General features: G+C 71.2%; 12 protein-coding genes. 10 read left to right on the forward strand and 2 right to left on the reverse strand.

What is annotated here, in order from left to right:
• Nucleotides 1-179: 179 nt before the first annotated feature.
• From N5I75_RS13115 to N5I75_RS13150, 8 genes are all read left to right on the forward strand, one after another.
• Entirely contained in the window at nucleotides 180-1,787 is a 1,608-nt protein-coding gene (locus N5I75_RS13115; RefSeq protein ID WP_476677115.1) for an alpha-amylase family glycosyl hydrolase, read from the forward strand.
• Between the two features lie 89 nt (nucleotides 1,788-1,876).
• Nucleotides 1,877-2,089, forward strand: coding sequence for a DUF5999 family protein (locus tag N5I75_RS13120; protein WP_476677117.1), 213 nt, complete (start codon nucleotides 1,877-1,879; stop codon nucleotides 2,087-2,089).
• A gap of 76 nt (nucleotides 2,090-2,165) precedes the next feature.
• On the forward strand, nucleotides 2,166-3,179 hold the full coding sequence (locus N5I75_RS13125) for a LacI family DNA-binding transcriptional regulator (RefSeq protein ID WP_476677119.1): 1,014 nt from the start codon (nucleotides 2,166-2,168) through the stop codon (nucleotides 3,177-3,179).
• Nucleotides 3,180-3,454: 275 nt separating this feature from the next.
• Nucleotides 3,455-4,873 (forward strand): extracellular solute-binding protein, encoded by a 1,419-nt coding sequence (locus tag N5I75_RS13130; RefSeq protein ID WP_476677121.1) that lies wholly within the window; start codon nucleotides 3,455-3,457, stop codon nucleotides 4,871-4,873.
• An 84-nt stretch (nucleotides 4,874-4,957) separates the two neighbouring features.
• A complete protein-coding gene (locus N5I75_RS13135; protein WP_476677868.1) occupies nucleotides 4,958-5,860 on the forward strand; it encodes a carbohydrate ABC transporter permease in 903 nt (300 codons plus the stop codon).
• 43 nt (nucleotides 5,861-5,903) lie between these two features.
• Nucleotides 5,904-6,779, forward strand: a complete 876-nt coding sequence (locus N5I75_RS13140) for a carbohydrate ABC transporter permease (protein ID WP_476677870.1) — start codon at nucleotides 5,904-5,906, stop codon at nucleotides 6,777-6,779.
• 96 nt (nucleotides 6,780-6,875) lie between these two features.
• Nucleotides 6,876-8,483 (forward strand): glycoside hydrolase family 13 protein, encoded by a 1,608-nt coding sequence (locus N5I75_RS13145; RefSeq protein WP_476677123.1) that lies wholly within the window; start codon nucleotides 6,876-6,878, stop codon nucleotides 8,481-8,483.
• A gap of 252 nt (nucleotides 8,484-8,735) precedes the next feature.
• A complete protein-coding gene (locus N5I75_RS13150) occupies nucleotides 8,736-10,139 on the forward strand; it encodes a PP2C family protein-serine/threonine phosphatase (protein WP_476677125.1) in 1,404 nt (467 codons plus the stop codon).
• 33 nt (nucleotides 10,140-10,172) lie between these two features.
• On the opposite strand, the gene N5I75_RS13155 is transcribed toward N5I75_RS13150, so the two are convergent.
• Complete coding sequence (locus N5I75_RS13155; protein ID WP_476677126.1) at nucleotides 10,173-11,654, reverse strand: DNA-binding protein NsdB; 1,482 nt, start codon at nucleotides 11,652-11,654, stop codon at nucleotides 10,173-10,175.
• 234 nt (nucleotides 11,655-11,888) lie between these two features.
• On the opposite strand from N5I75_RS13155, the gene N5I75_RS13160 reads away from it, so the two are divergent.
• The gene (locus N5I75_RS13160) at nucleotides 11,889-13,040 is read left to right on the forward strand and encodes an aminoglycoside phosphotransferase family protein (RefSeq protein ID WP_476677128.1); all 1,152 of its coding nucleotides are present in this window, start codon (nucleotides 11,889-11,891) and stop codon (nucleotides 13,038-13,040) included.
• Nucleotides 13,041-13,260: 220 nt separating this feature from the next.
• Nucleotides 13,261-15,240 carry an N-acetylmuramoyl-L-alanine amidase gene (locus N5I75_RS13165; RefSeq protein ID WP_476677872.1) on the forward strand — a complete coding sequence of 660 codons (1,980 nt, stop codon included), beginning with the start codon at nucleotides 13,261-13,263 and terminating at the stop codon, nucleotides 15,238-15,240.
• Between the two features lie 107 nt (nucleotides 15,241-15,347).
• On the opposite strand, the gene N5I75_RS13170 is transcribed toward N5I75_RS13165, so the two are convergent.
• Entirely contained in the window at nucleotides 15,348-15,845 is a 498-nt protein-coding gene (locus N5I75_RS13170) for a hypothetical protein (protein WP_361061644.1), read from the reverse strand.
• Nucleotides 15,846-15,857 lie beyond the last annotated feature (12 nt).

Below are 15,857 nucleotides of genomic sequence, written 5' to 3' on the forward strand. Positions count from 1 at the left end.
GCGTCGACGGGGGCGAGCCTCACGGTGATCGGACGCGACGCCGACGCGGCCGAACTGGGCCGCACGGCGCACTCGGTGGTGCACCATGTGATGAGTCCGGTGGCCGTGGTCCCGCACACCTGATCCACGGGGACGCCCGGCCCGCCCGGCCTTTCCCGACCGAGAGGCAGCTCGCGTCCATGACCTCGTTCCGCCCCGCCCCGGCCTGGCTGTCCGACGCCGTCTTCTACCAGATCTACCCCCAGTCGTTCGCGGACTCGGACGGGGACGGCATCGGGGACCTCGGCGGCATCACCGAGCGGCTCGACCACCTGTCCTGGCTCGGCGTGAACGCCGTCTGGATCAACCCGTGCTTCGCCTCCCCGTTCCGTGACGCGGGCTACGACGTCGCGGACTACTTCGCGCTCGCCCCGCGCTACGGCACCGACGACGACCTGGCCGCGCTGGTGGACGCCGCCGGGCGGCGCGGCATCCGGGTCCTGCTCGACCTGGTCGCCGGGCACACCTCCGACGAGCACGCGTGGTTCCGCGCGTCCGCGCACGATCCGGACGACCACCGCTACATCTGGAGCGCGGACGGCGTCCCCCCGGGGTTCGTCCGCTCGCCCGGGCCCCGGCCCGGCGGCTACCTGCCGAACTTCTTCGACTCGCAGCCCGCCCTCAACTTCGGTTACGCGCGCGAGAGCGCGGCCGAACCGTGGCGCCAGCCCGTCGACGCCGAGGGCCCGCGCGCCAACCGGGAGGCGCTGCGCGCGGTCATGGACCACTGGCTGCGGCTCGGCGTGTCAGGGTTCCGGGTCGACATGGCGGCGTCGCTGGTGAAGGACGATCCGGGCAAGCGGGCCACGGCGCGGATCTGGACCGAACTGCGGCACTGGCTCGACCGGGCCCACCCGGACGCCGTACTGCTCGCCGAGTGGGGCGATCCGCAGGTGTCGGTGCCGGCCGGGTTCCACGCCGACTTCTTCCTCCAGTTCGGCGGGGAGACGGACGGGCTCGCGATGCGTTCGCTGTGGAACAACGGGGCGGGCACGCGGAACGAGGCATGGGCGCCGCTCGACTGCTTCTTCGACGCCTCGGGGCTCGGCTCGCCCCGCCCGTTCGTCGAGGCGTGGCGCGCGGCGGACAGCGCGCTCGGCGACACCGGGTTCGTGTCGCTGCCCACGTCCAACCACGACTTCTCCCGCCTCCACTGCGGGCCGCGCACGGCGGAGCAGCTCCCGGCGGCGTTCGCCTTCCAGCTCACCTGGCCGACGCTGCCCGCCCTCTACTACGGCGACGAGATCGGGATGCGGTACGTCCCCGGCCTGCCCGACACCGAGGGAAGTGTCCTCGGGCCGGACTACAACAGGGCCGGTTCCCGTACGCCGATGCAGTGGGACGACGGTCCCGGCGCGGGTTTCTCCTCCGCGCCCGAGGAGCGTTTCTACCTGCCGCTCGATCCCGCGCCGGACCGCCCGTCGGTCGCCGCGCAACGGGCCGACGAGGGCTCGCTGCTGCACCTCGTACGCCGCCTCGTCGCCCTGCGCGCCTCCGCTCCGGCACTCGGCGCCCGCTCCCCCGTCGAGGTGCTGCACGAGGGGCATCCGTTCGTCCACGTCCGGGGCGGGGAGTTCCTGGTGGTGGTGAATCCGGCGGGCGGGCGGCGGACCTGGGCCCCGTCCGAGCCGGGGCGGCTCGCGGGGGCGCGGCCCGTGGAGGTGTCCGGGGTGCGGATCGCCGCGGACGGCTCGACTGTCGAGGCGGACGGATTCGGGTACGGCGTCCTCGCTCTGACGACGGACTGAGACATTGCCGCGACGATGACTTCACACCCGGGCGGGAGTCTTACCCCACGAGGAACTTCTCCCGAGAACTCTCCGTCCGGAGGTGCCCGATGTGCTCCCACCAGCCCCCGTGCCCGGCCGCCGACCGCCCCGACCACGACGCGGCCCGCGTCGTCGCCGCCCACCCCGAGCAGGGATGGAGCCTGCTGTGCAACGGCACGATCGTCTTCGACGACACCGGGGAGCTGCTGCCGGGCGGCGACGTCCGGGCGCCGGTGCGGCAGTTGTGGCCGGGGGCGCGGAGGGTCTCGCTCGCGGCGTGAGGCACGTCCCTGAGTCCGTGACCGGATGTCACCATCACGCAAACTGCTCGCAATCTTTTGCGCTAATCTTGCGCACATGACGCGCAGACTTGCTCAGGTGGCGAAGAAGGTCGGAGTCAGTGAGGCCACGGTCAGCCGGGTGCTCAACAACAAACCCGGCGTCTCGGAGGCCACACGACAAGCGGTCCTCACCGCACTCGACGTACTCGGCTACGAGCGGCCGACCCAGCTGCGCGGGGAGCGGGCCCGCCTGGTCGGCCTGGTCCTGCCGGAGCTGCAGAACCCGATCTTCCCCGCCTTCGCGGAAGTGATCGGCGGCGCCCTCGCCCAGCAGGGCCTCACACCGGTGCTCTGCACGCAGACCAAAGGCGGGGTCTCCGAGGCGGACTACGTGGAGCTGCTCCTCCAGCAGCAGGTCTCCGGGGTGGTCTTCGCCGGCGGTCTGTTCGCGCAGGCCGACGCCGAGCACGGGCACTACCAGCGCCTCGCGGAGCGCAACGTCCCGGTGGTGCTCGTGAACGCCTCCATCGAGCGGCTCGGCTTCCCGCGCGTGGCCTGTGACGACGTGGTCGCCGTCGAGCAGGCATGGCGCCACCTGGCCTCCCTCGGCCACGAGCGGATCGGGCTCGTCCTCGGCCCCGAGGACCACATGCCCTCGCGCCGCAAGCTCACCGCGGCCCGCGCGGTCGCCCGCGCCACCGGCGGCAAGCTCCCCGACCACGCGATCGAGCGCGCCATGTTCTCCCTTGAGGGCGGCCACGCGGCGACGACCCGGCTCCTGGAGCGCGGCATCACCGGCATCATCTGCGCCAGCGACCCGCTCGCGCTCGGCGCCGTGCGCGCCGCCCGCCGCGCCGGGCTCTCCGTGCCGCAGGACGTGTCGGTGGTCGGCTACGACGACTCGGCGTTCATGAACTGCACGGAGCCGCCGCTGACGACGGAGCGCCAGCCGATCGAGGCGATGGGCCGCGCCGCGGTCGAGCTCCTCGTGGCGCAGATCCAGGGCGGCACGGTCCCCGCCGGCGAGCTGCTCTTCGAACCGGAACTGGTCGTGCGCGGCTCGACGGCACCGCCCCCGGCCGCCAAGTAACCGCGCGACGAGCGCAACCAAGCGCAACAGAACGCAAGAAACGGACGCCACGGGTCCGCCGCACGACGGCGGGCCCGTGACGCGTACTCCCCCCTTGACTTCAACCTGTTAATTTTTTGCGGAGTACGCGCGACATCTTGCGGAGATCCGTCGTCGGTGCTTGAGTGTGGCACGCCCCCGGCACGCACCTCCCCGTGCAGCCCAGTGCCGCGGGCCTCCACGTTCCTGCCTGCCTGTACGCACAGGCGGGCTCAGGCCCGAAGGGGACTCAACCGATGAGAAGCACCACCTGGTCACGTCCTGTCCGCCGCACGTCCGCGGTCGCCATCGCCACCGCCCTCGCCCTGGGCTCGCTCGCCGCTTGCGGCACCAGCAGCAGCTCCGACGACGGCGGTTCGGGCGGCACCGGGTCGAAGGCCGACATCAGCGCACCGCTCGACCCGAAGACCAAGGTCACGCTGACCATCGACTGCATGCCGCCGAAGAACAAGGCGGCCGAGCGGAAGGAGTGGGTGGAGGACGTCAAGGAGTTCAACAAGAAGTACCCGAACGTCACGATCGACGGTAAGTCGACCGCCGGTCAGTGCGAGGAGCCGGCCCGGTTCACCGCCGCCCTGAAGGCGAAGTCGCAGCCGGACGTCTTCTACACCTACTTCACCGACCTCCAGCAGGTCCTCGACAACAACGGCGCCGAGGACATCACGGCGTACGTCACCCCCAAGACCGTTCCGGCGATCGACTCGATCGACCCGAACGTGATGAACGCCCTGAAGAAGGACGGCAAGCTCTACGGCCTGCCGACCAGCAACTACACCATGGGCCTGCTCATCAACCGCAAGCTGTTCAAGCGGGCCGGGCTCGACCCGAACAAGCCGCCAGCCACCTGGGACGAGGTCCGCACCGCCGCGAAGAAGATCGCCGGGCTCGGCAACGGCATATCCGGGTACGGCGAGTACAGCGCGGAGAACACCGGCGGCTGGCACTTCGCCGCGGCCCAGTACAGCCTCGGCGGCGACATGGTCACGGCCGACGGCAAGAAGGCCGCGTTCAACGACGCGACCGGCAAGCAGGTCGTCCAGCAGCTGCACGACATGCGCTGGACCGACGACAGCATGGGCAAGACGCAGCTGCTGAAGTGGGGCGACCTGCAGAAGCAGATCGCGTCCGACAAGCTCGGCATGTTCCTCGCCGCGCCCGACGACGTGACGTACATGGTCCAGCAGCTCGGCGCCGAGTACGAGAACTTCGGCATGGGCCCGATCCCCGGCGGCAAGGCCACGCTGTTCGGCGGCAACGACTACATGATCAAGAAGGGCTCCTCGCCCGACAAGATCAAGGCGGCCGTCGCCTGGCTGAACTTCAAGACGCTCACCCCCGCCAAGGGCCAGTTCGACTGGGCCCGCACGAAGGCGGACAAGCTGCCCGTCGGCCTGCCGCAGCCGAACTTCTTCACCGGTGAGATCAAGGAGCAGGACCTGAAGTCCCGTACCGACAACGCCACGATGCCGGTCGAGAACTTCAAGGCGTTCATGGACAACCCGGTGCCCGGCAAGGCCGAGCCGCCGAAGGCGCAGGAGATCTACAAGGTCCTCGACAACGTCATGTCGGGCGTCCTGACCAACAAGGACGCCGACATCGACAAGCTCCTGTCCACCGCCGAGCAGCAGGTCAACCAGGTGCTGGCCAACCAGTAAGCCGCCCCGCCAGTACCTGTGATCCGAGGAGTGACCATGTCGGCCCCGACGCTGCCCGCGAAGTCCCCGCAGGCCGCACCGCCCATGAAGCGCCAACTCAGCACCCCGAGCTGTTCGCTGGCGCGCGCCGTGAGACGCAACCTGACCGCTCACGGATTCCTGATCGGCGCGGTGCTCTGCTTCTCCTTCTTCTCCTGGTTTCCCATGGTCAGGGAGTTCATCCTGGCCTTCCAGAAGACGAAGGACGGCCGCACCACCTGGGCCGGCTGGTCCAACCTCACGTACGTCTTCAACGACCCGGCCTTCGGGCAGGCCTGGCGCAACACCCTGCTCTACACCGCGCTCGCCCTGGTCCTCGGCTTCGCCGTCCCGTTCCTCGTGGCGGTCCTGCTCAACGAGTTCCGCCACGGCCAGGGCTACCTGCGGATGCTCGTCTACCTGCCGGTGATGCTCCCGCCGGTCGCCTCGGTCCTGCTCTTCAAGTACTTCTACGACCCCGGCTACGGCCTGTTCAACCGCGTCCTCGGCGTCTTCGGAATCCCCGAACAGCAGTGGCTGCAGTCGACCGACACCGCGATGCTCTCCGTCGTCATCGCGGCGACGTGGATGAACATGGGCGGCGCCACCCTCATCTACCTCGCCTCGCTCCAGGGCATCCCCGGCGAGCTGTACGAGGCCGCCGAACTGGACGGCGCCGGTCTGTGGCGCAAGATCTGGCACGTGACGATCCCGCAGACGCGGCTGATCCTCTCGCTGATGTTCCTCATGCAGATCATCGCGACGATGCAGGTCTTCACCGAGCCGTTCCTGCTGACGAACGGGGCGGGCCCGGAGGGCTCCACGACCACCGTCGTCTACCTCATCTACCAGTACGCCTTCAACTTCAACAACTACGGCGGCGCGGCGGCCCTCGGCCTCGTCCTGCTCGTCCTGCTCGCGGTCTTCTCCGCGGTGTACGTCCGCCTCAGCCGTTCGCAGGACGACTGACGCCCAAGGGAGTTGGGATCTCACCGACATGGCTACCGACACGATGCGCCCCCGCACCCTGATCTCGCCGTCCACGCTCGGCCGGCGCCGCGGGAAGATCATCTACTGGACCGTCTTCGGCGTGACGATGGGCCTGTTCACGCTCGTCTTCCTCGGCCCGCTGTACTGGATGGTGACCGGCGGTCTCAAGACCACCGCCGAGATCGTCCAGTCCCCGCCCACCCTCGTCCCGCACAGCTCGCACCCCGAGAACTACAAGGACGCCTGGCAGGTCATGGACCTCGCCAAGCTCCTCTTCAACACCCTCTACTACGCGTTCGGCGCGCTCGCCTTCCAGCTCGTCCTCGACGTGGCCGCCGCGTACTCCCTGTCCAAGCTGCGGCCGGTCTTCGGCAACGTCGTCCTCGGCATGATGCTGGCGACGCTGATGATCCCGGCGACCGTCCTCGTCGTCCCGCAGTACCTGACCGTGCTCGATGTGCCGATCTTCGAGCGCAACCTCCTCAACAGCCCGTGGGCGATCTGGCTGCCGTCCGTCACGAACGCCTTCAACATCTTCCTGCTCAAGCGGTTCTTCGACTCGATCCCGCAGGAGCTCCTCGACGCGGCCTCCATCGACGGCGCCTCCTCCATGCGCACCCTGCGCTCCGTGGTCCTGCCGATCTCCCGGCCGATCCTCGGCGTCGTCTCCATCTTCGCGGTGGTCGGCGTGTGGAAGGACTTCCTCTGGCCGATGCTGACGCTGCCGGACCCCGCCAAGCAGACCCTGAACGTCGGGATCTACTCGCTCTCCAACGGCGTCCCGCAGAACCAGCTGATCGCCGCGCTCACCATCGCGTCGGTGCCGACGCTGATCCTGTTCCTGCTCTTCCAGCGCAACATCATGGGCGGTCTGACCGCCGGCGGCCTCAAAGGCTGATCCCGGCCCGCCCGCACTCTCCACTCTCTGTCGCGTGCCGCCGCGCACCCCCTCATCGGGGCGCGGCGCGCACCGCCCTGCCCGAAAGGACCCCTCGTGGCCGACGACTGGTGGCGTTCCGCAGCCATCTACCAGGTGTACGTCCGCAGCTTCGCCGACGGTGACGGCGACGGGACGGGAGACCTCGCCGGGGTCAGAGCACGCCTGTCCTACCTCGCCGAACTGGGCGTCGACGCCATCTGGTTCACGCCGTGGTACCGCTCCCCCCTCGCCGACGGCGGCTACGACGTCGCCGACTACCGCGTGATCGACCCGGCGTTCGGCACCCTCGCCGAGGCCGAGAAGCTGATCGCGGAGGCCCGGGACCTGGGCATCCGCACCATCGTCGACATCGTGCCCAACCACGTCTCCGACCAGCACCCCTGGTTCCAAGCGGCGCTCGCGGCGGGCCCCGGCAGCCCCGAGCGCGAGCTGTTCCACTTCCGTCCCGGACGCGGCGACAACGGCGAGCTGCCGCCCAACAACTGGCCCTCGCAGTTCTCCGGCGAGACCTGGACCCGGGTGCCCGACGGCGAGTGGTACCTGCACCTGTTCACCGCCCAGCAGCCCGACCTCAACTGGGCGCACCCGGCGGTCCGCCAGGAGCACGAGGACGTACTGCGCTTCTGGTTCCAGCGCGGCGCGGCCGGCGTCCGCATCGACTCCGCCGCCCTCCTCGCCAAGGACCCGGCGCTCGCCGACGCCGTCGACGGCGACGAGTCCGGCTACGTGGACCGCGACGACCTCCACGCGATCTACCGCTCCTGGCGCGCGATCGCCGACGAGTACGACGGCGTCCTCATCGGCGAGCTGTGGGTGCCCGACCCCGAGCGGTTCGCCCGCTACCTGCGCCCCGACGAGCTGCACACCGCCTTCAACTTCGACTTCATGGCCCGGTCCTGGGACGCGGCCGAGCTCCGCGCGTCCATCGACAACACCCTCGCCTACCACGCCCCGGTCGGCGCCCCGGCGACCTGGGTCCTGTGCAACCACGACGTGACCCGCACCGTCACCCGCTACGGCCGCGAGGACACCCGCTTCGACTTCGCCGCCAAGCGGTTCGGCACCCCGACGGACCTGACGCTCGGCCTGCGCCGCGCCCGCGCCGCCGCCCTGCTCTCGCTCGCGCTGCCGGGCTCCGTGTACCTGTACCAGGGCGAGGAGCTGGGCCTGCCCGAGGCCGAGGTCCCGCGCGACCGCATCGAGGACCCGATGCACTTCCGCTCCGGCGGGGTCGATCCTGGGCGCGACGGGTGCCGGGTGCCGCTGCCGTGGTCCGCGCACGGGGTGTCGTACGGCTTCGGGAACGCGGGCGAGCCGTGGCTGCCGCAGCCCGCGGAGTGGGGCACGTACTCCGTCGAGAGCCAGGAGGCCGACCCCGCCTCGATGCTGGCGCTGTACCGCGCGGCGCTGCGGCTGCGCGCCGCCGAGCCGGGGTTCGAGGGCCTCGACCTGACCTGGCTCGACTCGCCCGAAGGCGCACTGGCGTTCGCACGTGCCGACGGTGTCGTGTGCGTCGTGAACCTGGGCGCCGCCGAGCCGGTTCAACTGCCGCCGTACGAGCGGCTGTTGTTGTCGAGCGACGCTCTCGACCCCGATGGCCGGCTGCCGAGCGACACGGCGGTGTGGCTCAGCACGACGCCCCGGACGACCCCCCAGGCGTAGCCTTCCCTACGGCGTTCGGCTTCTCGCGCATCGGCGCACGATCGAACGCGTCTACGCCGTTTCCTACGCTTCTCCCGGCCGTCAGTTCGACTGCGACGGCCGGGAGAGGCGTCCCGGAGGACAACGACATATGCCAGAAGCACCACCGCATCGGGTCTGGCGAAATGCCTTACGAGGCCAGGCGGCCTGTGCCACAGTCGTAGACGGTCCTCCCGTCCGCCGTGGCCCTCGGCGCCTGCATCGGAGTTCGTCATGTCTCCCCATGTCTTCGCGGACCGCCCCACCGGCCAGCCGCCGGAGCGTGGCACGGTCGACGCGCTGATCTCGCAGACACGGCGGCTCCTCGGTGACGTCGACGCGGTCCGCCGGGACACCCCGGGCCCCACCGACGGCGAGGCGGACGCCGAGCTGCGCTGGCAGCGCGCCCTGTACGAGCTCGCGGTGCACCAACTCAGCGACCTCGACCGGCACTTGGCCCAGCTGCGCGAGGGACCCGCGCCCCGGACCGCCGCCGCCGTCGACGCCGAGCGGCTCCACAGCTCCCTGGTCAGCCGGGTCGGCAGCGCCGAGTGGAACCTGCTCACCGACGAGGTGACCTGGTCCGACGAGCTCTACCGCATCCTCGGCCGCGACCGCTCCGCCCCCGCCCTGACCCTCGACGAGCTGCCGGCGCTCGTCCACCGCGACGACCAGCCGAGACTGACCGCGATGGTCACGGACTGCCTCATCGACGGCAAGTCGATCGACGGGGAGTTCCGCGTCGTGCGCCCGGACGGATCCGTGCGCACGGTGCACATGATGGGCGAGCCCGTGCTCGACGCCGACGGCTCGACCGCCTCGATGTGGGCGGTCGTGCGCGACGTCAGCGAACTGCGCCGCAGCCAGCGCGCGGTGAGCGAGACCCGTGACTCGCTCCAGCGCCAGCGGCACATCGCGCAGACCGAGCACAGGCTCGCGGTCGAGCTGCAGGAAGCCGTGCTGCCGCCGTGGCGTGGCTCCCTGCGGCTCCCGCACGGACTCGACGTGGCCGCCCGCTACCTCCCCTCCCCCGTCGGCGGCCTCATCGGCGGCGACTGGTACGACGTACTCGAACTACCCGATGAGCGCGCCCTGTTGACGGTCGGCGACCTCTCCGGGCACGGTGTCGCCGCCGCCTCGGGCATGGCGATGCTGCTCGGCACCGTCCGCGGCATGGCGGTCTGCGGCACCGCCCCGGACGAGGTGCTCGCCCGGCTGAACCACCTCCTCCTCGCTACCCCGGGCCCCTCCCTGGCCAGCGCCCTGTGCTGCCGGTACGACCCGGCGGCCCGCACACTGGCGTGGGCGCAGGCGGGACACCCCGCCCCGCTGCTCTTCCGCGACGGGTCGGGGCGTGCGCTCACGCCACCCGAGGGCGCGCTCCTCGGAGCGGCTCCCGGCGCCCGCTACGGACACGCGCGCCAGACACTGCGCGCCGGTGACGTCCTGCTCCTGCACACCGCCGGTCTGGTGCCCCGGCACAACGGTGACATCGCGGCGGAACGGCTGCTCGCGCTCGCGCCCGGACTGGCCACGGCCTCCAGCGCACAGGAGTGCGTCGGCGTGGTCGTGGACGAACTGGGCACGGGTGAGCGCGAGGACGACGCCTGTGTCCTGGTCGCCCGGATCGGGCACTGAACTCCCCGCGGTACTCCTCGTACGGGGACCGGGTCAGGCCTGGGCCCGCTTCACCCTCGGCCTCGGCAGGGCCAGCTTGATCTCCGTCCGCAGCTCCTCGATCTTCGGGTAGCCCGCGAACTGGCCGGTGAGCCGGTACATCTCGCGCAGCCGGTCCCAGGTGCGGTGGGACGAGTTCGACCCCATGGACGACAGGGCGAGGCGGGCGTAGCGGTCCGCCTGTTCGGGGTCGTCGGCGATGAAGCAGGCCGATGCCATGGACAGGTGGTCGAAGATCTTCGAGCGGTCGCGGCCGCCCGCGCGGAGCGCGAGCGCCTCCTTGGCGTGGCGCTGCGCGATGATCGCGGCGCCCGGCTCGTGCTCGGCGAGGGTGCGGTAGGCGAGGGCCTGCATACCGTGCAGGTCCGCCTCGTCGAACATCTGCATCCAGGTGGGCGGCTCCACATCGCCCCGGTCGGAGACGAAGAGGTCCTCCGCCTCGCCGAGGGTGCGGCGCATGGCCTGGCCCTTGCCGAGCGAGGCCTGCGCCCAGGCCTCGATCGTGTAGAGCATGGCCTTGGTGCGGGGCAGCACCTCGTCGCCCGAGCCGGACTTGGCGAGCTTCATCAGGTCGAGCGCCTCGTCGGGGGCGCCCAGGTGGATCTTCTGACGGGCCGCCCGGGAGAGGGCCTCGCCCGCTCTCGGGCGGTCGCCGCCCTCGCGCGCGGCGTGCGCGGCGATGACGAAGTACTTCTGGGCCGTGGGTTCGAGGCCGACGTCGTGGGACATCCAGCCCGCGAGGACGGCGAGGTTGGCGGCGACGCCCCACAGGCGCCGCTGCAGATGGACAGGGTGTCGGTAGGAGAGCATCCCGCCGACCTCGTTGAGCTGGCCGACGACCGCCTTGCGCTGCAACCCGCCGCCGCGGGAAGCGTCCCAGGCCCGGAACACCTCGACCGAGCGCTCCAGCTCCTCGATCTCCTGCGACCCGATGGGGGCGGCCTCGTAGCGGTCGAACCCAGCGGGGTCGGCATGCAGGGGATCGTGGGAGGTCGGTGCGTCGGCCGCGAGGACCGGGTCGGTGTGCAGCCAGTCGTGCATGGCGCTGCTGAGTGCGGATCCTGCGGCGAGCGCGGCACCCGCGCCCACCAAGCCGCGTCGGTTGAGCATGAGGTCCATTCCCGTGAATTCGGTGAGGACCGCAGCTGTCCGCTCGGGCGCCCACGGCACTCCGTCGGGGCCCTGTTGCTCCGGGCCCTGCCGTCTTCCTGCGCGCCCGCGTCGGACGAGACCGAGATCCTCGATGGTCACGACACGGCCGAGTCGCTCGGTGAACAGCGCCGCCAGCACCCGCGGCACCGGATCGCGCGGGATCTCTCCCATGTCGATCCAACGCCGCACCCGCGAGGTGTCCGTCGCCAGCTGGGGGTGGCCCATGGCCGCCGCCTGCCGGTTGACGAGCCGCGCGAGTTCGCCCTTGGACCAGCCGGCCAGGCCGAACAGGTCGCTCAGGCGGGTGTTGGGTTGTCCGTTCACGTGAGCCCCCAGGTTCTCGGCTGCAATCGACAGTAGCCCTCTGTCAGTTGCTGAGCGACTATTCGCCAGGGTTCGCCAGGGTGCGCCAGCTGTCGGGCTCCTGCCCCTGGGGTGTCAGGTAGGAATGCGCCACCCCGACCCGGTCGACGCAGGGGCATTCCCCAGGGTGTACCGGTCGGCCGGGCCGGGGCCGCGCACGCAACTCGTCGGCACGCGAAGGGATCTGTCTCGCCCATGTACGCAGCATCGTCCTCCGTGTCCGCCCCGCCCCGGTCGCCCCGTCCCCTCCGTCCGGTGGTGCCCGGCAGCGGCCCGTACCTCGACCCCGTGCGGCCCGCGGGCCCGGCGCTCGGTGGCGTCGGCCGGCCGCGTCGCGCCCCGGGGATCGGCACCCCACCGCTCAGCGGGAGACTCGACTTGTCCGGCCCCCAGGGCGCCCAGTTGCGCACGGCGATCGCCACCGTGCACCGGATCTGCCCGGAGTTCCATCCGGTGCAGGTGCTGCGGCGCAGTCCGCGCTCCGTACTGCTCGTGGGAACGACCGGGCGCAGCACGGCCGTGGCCAAGTGTTTACTCGACCACTCCCCCGCGTGGACCGCGCGGGTCAGGCACGAAATAGCCGCATACCGTTCGTTCGTCCGACACCGGCCGCCGGTGCGGGTGCCGCGTCTCATCGCGGCGGACCCGGACAACGGCACGCTGGTGATCGAGCGGATGCCCGGCCGGGTGGCGGCCCTGCAGCGCCACCCGGCCGAGGCTCCGCCGCGGGCGGACGTGCGGGCCACGCTCGGCGCGATCTGCCGGCTCAACCAGTGGCGGCCCCCGGCGGGCACCTTCGAGGCGCCGCTGGACTACGCGGAGCGGATCAACAAGTTCCACGATCTGGGCCTGCTGACCGACCGGGACATGGGTGATCTGCAGAAGCTGCTGCACGGCATCGCGCACGCGGCGGGCCGCGGCGGCATGGGCCAGTTCTGTCACGGTGACGCCCTGCTCTCCAACGTGCTGCTCTCGCCCGCCGGTCCGGTGCTCGTGGACTGGGAGCACGCGGGGTGGTACCTGCCGGGGTACGACCTGGCGACTCTGTGGGCGGTCCTCGGTGATGCCCCGGTGGCGCGCCGGCAGATCAGCCAGCTCGCGCAGTCCGGCGGCCCCGCCTCGCGCGACGCGTTCCTGGTCAATCTGATGCTCATCCTGACCAGGGAGATCCGTACCTACGAGACGGCCGTGCAGCGTTCGCTGCGCGAGCAGACCCCGGCGGCACCGGGAGCGGCCCACCCCGGTGCTGCGCCGTCCGGCGAGGAGCAGCGGCTGTTGCTGCGCCGCCTGCACGACGACTGCAACATGGCCCGCAAGGCGGTCCGTGCGGCGGTCGGCACTCGCTGACGGGGACGTGGTTCCGCGGCGCGCCGACGAGGGTGGCGCACCGCGGATCTTCGTCGTTCGGGAGCCGTTCACGGCTCGCCCCAACCCCCCTCTCCTGTAAGTGCATTGGTCTACTCCGGTGACGCGTCGCAGGCGGCGTTCCGGCGCCCCTGGGATGATTGACTGATCGGTGGTGAGCCGATACCACTGGTGCGACCACCAGCGCTTCCAGGAGGCACCGTTGCACCGGTCCACCCGTATCCCCTCCGGCAGACGTTCCCGTACGGGAGTGCGCGCGGCCGGCACGCTCGCCACCGCCGCCCTGCTCCTTCCGCTGCTCGGCGCGGCCCCGCCCGGGGCCGCCGGGGACGACGCGTCGGGGCGGCTGCAGGGGGCGTTCGCCGCCGCGGCGGCCGAGTACCGGGTGCCGCAGAGCGTGCTGCTCGGCGTCTCGTACCTGCAGTCGCGGTGGGACGCGCACGACGGCGCGCCGAGCGTCACCGGCGGCTACGGCCCCATGCACCTGACCGACGCGCGCACCGCGATCGCGGAGACCGTGGCGCACGACCACGCGGAGGGCGATGCGCGCGGCGACGACTCGCGCGCCCCGCTCAGGGCGTCCCGGACCGTACCCCTCGACAAGCAACTGCCCCTGCGCCTGAAGACGCTGCCGCGCGCGGCGGAGCTCACCGGCATCCCCGCCGAGCGGCTCCGCAGCGACCCGGCGGCCAACGTACGCGGCGGCGCGGCGCTGCTCGCCGCCGCGCAGAAGCGCCTCGGCAAGCCGCTGAGCGACACCCCGGCCGACTGGTACGGCGCGGTCGCGGCGTTCTCCGGCGCCGACGACGAGGCGACCGCGGCGACGTACGCGAGCGATGTCTTCGCGGTGATCCGCGACGGTGAGCGGCGCACGACGGACGACGGCCAGCGGGTGGCGCTCGCCGCCGACCCGGCCGCGAAGCCGCAGGCGGCGCAGTTGGAGTCGATGGGCCTGCGCCGGACGGACGCCTCGGAGACCGAGTGCCCGCGGACGGTGTCCTGCGAGTGGATCCCGGCGCCGTACGAGGAGTTCGGCGACGGCGACTACGGCAACCACGACCTGGCGGACCGGCCGAACGACCAGAGCATCGACTACATCGTCATCCATGACACGGAGGCGACGTGGGAGCAGACGCTGAAGCTGGTCCAGGACCCGACGTACCTCGCCTGGCACTACTCGCTGCGCTCGACCGACGGGCACATCGTGCAGTCGATCAAGGCGAAGGACGTCGGCTGGCACGCGGGCAACTGGTACGTGAACGCGAAGTCGATCGGTCTGGAGCACGAGGGTTTCCTCGCGCAGCCCGACTCCTGGTACACGGAGGAGATGTACCGCTCCTCGGCGCGGCTCGTGCGCTACCTCTCGAAGAAGTACGGCATTCCGCTGGACCGGCAGCACATCCTCGGCCATGACACGGTGCCGGGCCCGACGGCGTCGACCATCCCGTCGATGCACACCGACCCGGGTCCGTACTGGGACTGGGCGCACTACTTCGCGCTGATGGGCAAGCCGTTCCATCCGTCGGCGGGGCCGCGCGGCGGCGCCGTCACCATCCGGCCCGACTTCGCCTCGAACCAGCCGGAGTTCACCGGCTGCACCAAGGCGGGCGAGCTCTGCGCGCCGCACGGGTCGAGCGCGGTGCGCGTGTACACGGCGCCGAGCGAGGACGCTCCGCTCGTCAAGGACATCGGCCTGCGGCCGGGCGGTCAGCCGTCGACGATCGACGTGAACGACATGGCGTCGCGGGTGTCGACGGGCCAGCAGTACGCGGTCGCCGACCGCCAGGGCGACTGGACGGCGATCTGGTATCTCGGCCAGAAGGCGTGGTTCGAGAACCCGCGCAAGCAGCCGACCGCGGTCGACGCCAAGGCGCTCGTGGTCACGCCGAAGGAGGGCGCGAGCGAGATCCCGGTGTACGGGCGGGCCTACCCTGAGGCGTCCGCGTATCCGGCGGGCATCACGCCGCAGGCGATCTCGCCGCTGCCGTACAAGCTCCTCGCCGGGCAGCGCTATGTGATCGGCGGGCGCACCACGGGCGAGTACTTCTACTCCCCCACGTTCGACACCTCGACGCACAAGGTGGTCAAGGGCGAGGACGTGTACTACGAGATCCAGTTCGCGCACCGGGTCGCGTATGTGCGGGCGGCGGACGTCCGGGTGGTGTCGTCGAAGGCGTCGTGACGGCCTCGGCCGCACACCGAGCAGCCATCGGATAGAGGGGGCCCGGATCCGCGCGGGAGCGGATCCGGGCCCTTGTGTCTCAGGGTGTCGCGGGGTGTGTCAGTGGTTCACGCCTGCTGGAACAGCTCCGCGGGCAGCGGCTTGAGCAGCGCGTACAGGTCGTCGGTGATCGGGCGGTCCCAGGACGCGATGGTCACGAGGACATTGTCGCTGCGGTCGAACTGGACGCAGGAGATCCGCGTCTCGGAGAGCTTGAGGCGCCGCACGATCAGGAGGTTGTCGCCCTGCATCACCGGGACGTCCTCGACGCCGGTGACCGTGACCTCCTCCTCGTTCTCCAGCGCGATGAGGAGCTGGGCGACCTCGAAGGGGATCTCGCCCTCGGCGGTGTCCCGGGCCGGGGAGCCCTCCGGCAGATTGCCGATGATCATCGCGGGGCCGCGGCCGCCGAACAGGTCGTAGCGCAGGAACACGCCCTGGCAGCTGCCGTCGGGGGCGGGCAGCAGGCCCGCGCCGAGATTGCCCGGCCAGTCGCCCGGATCCATGGCCAGGACGTCGAAGTCGGGGCCCGCGGGGGTGGCTGCGCGGCGGCGGAGGAAGGACATGCGGTCCATCGT

Source organism: Streptomyces sp. R818 (assembly GCF_056172735.1).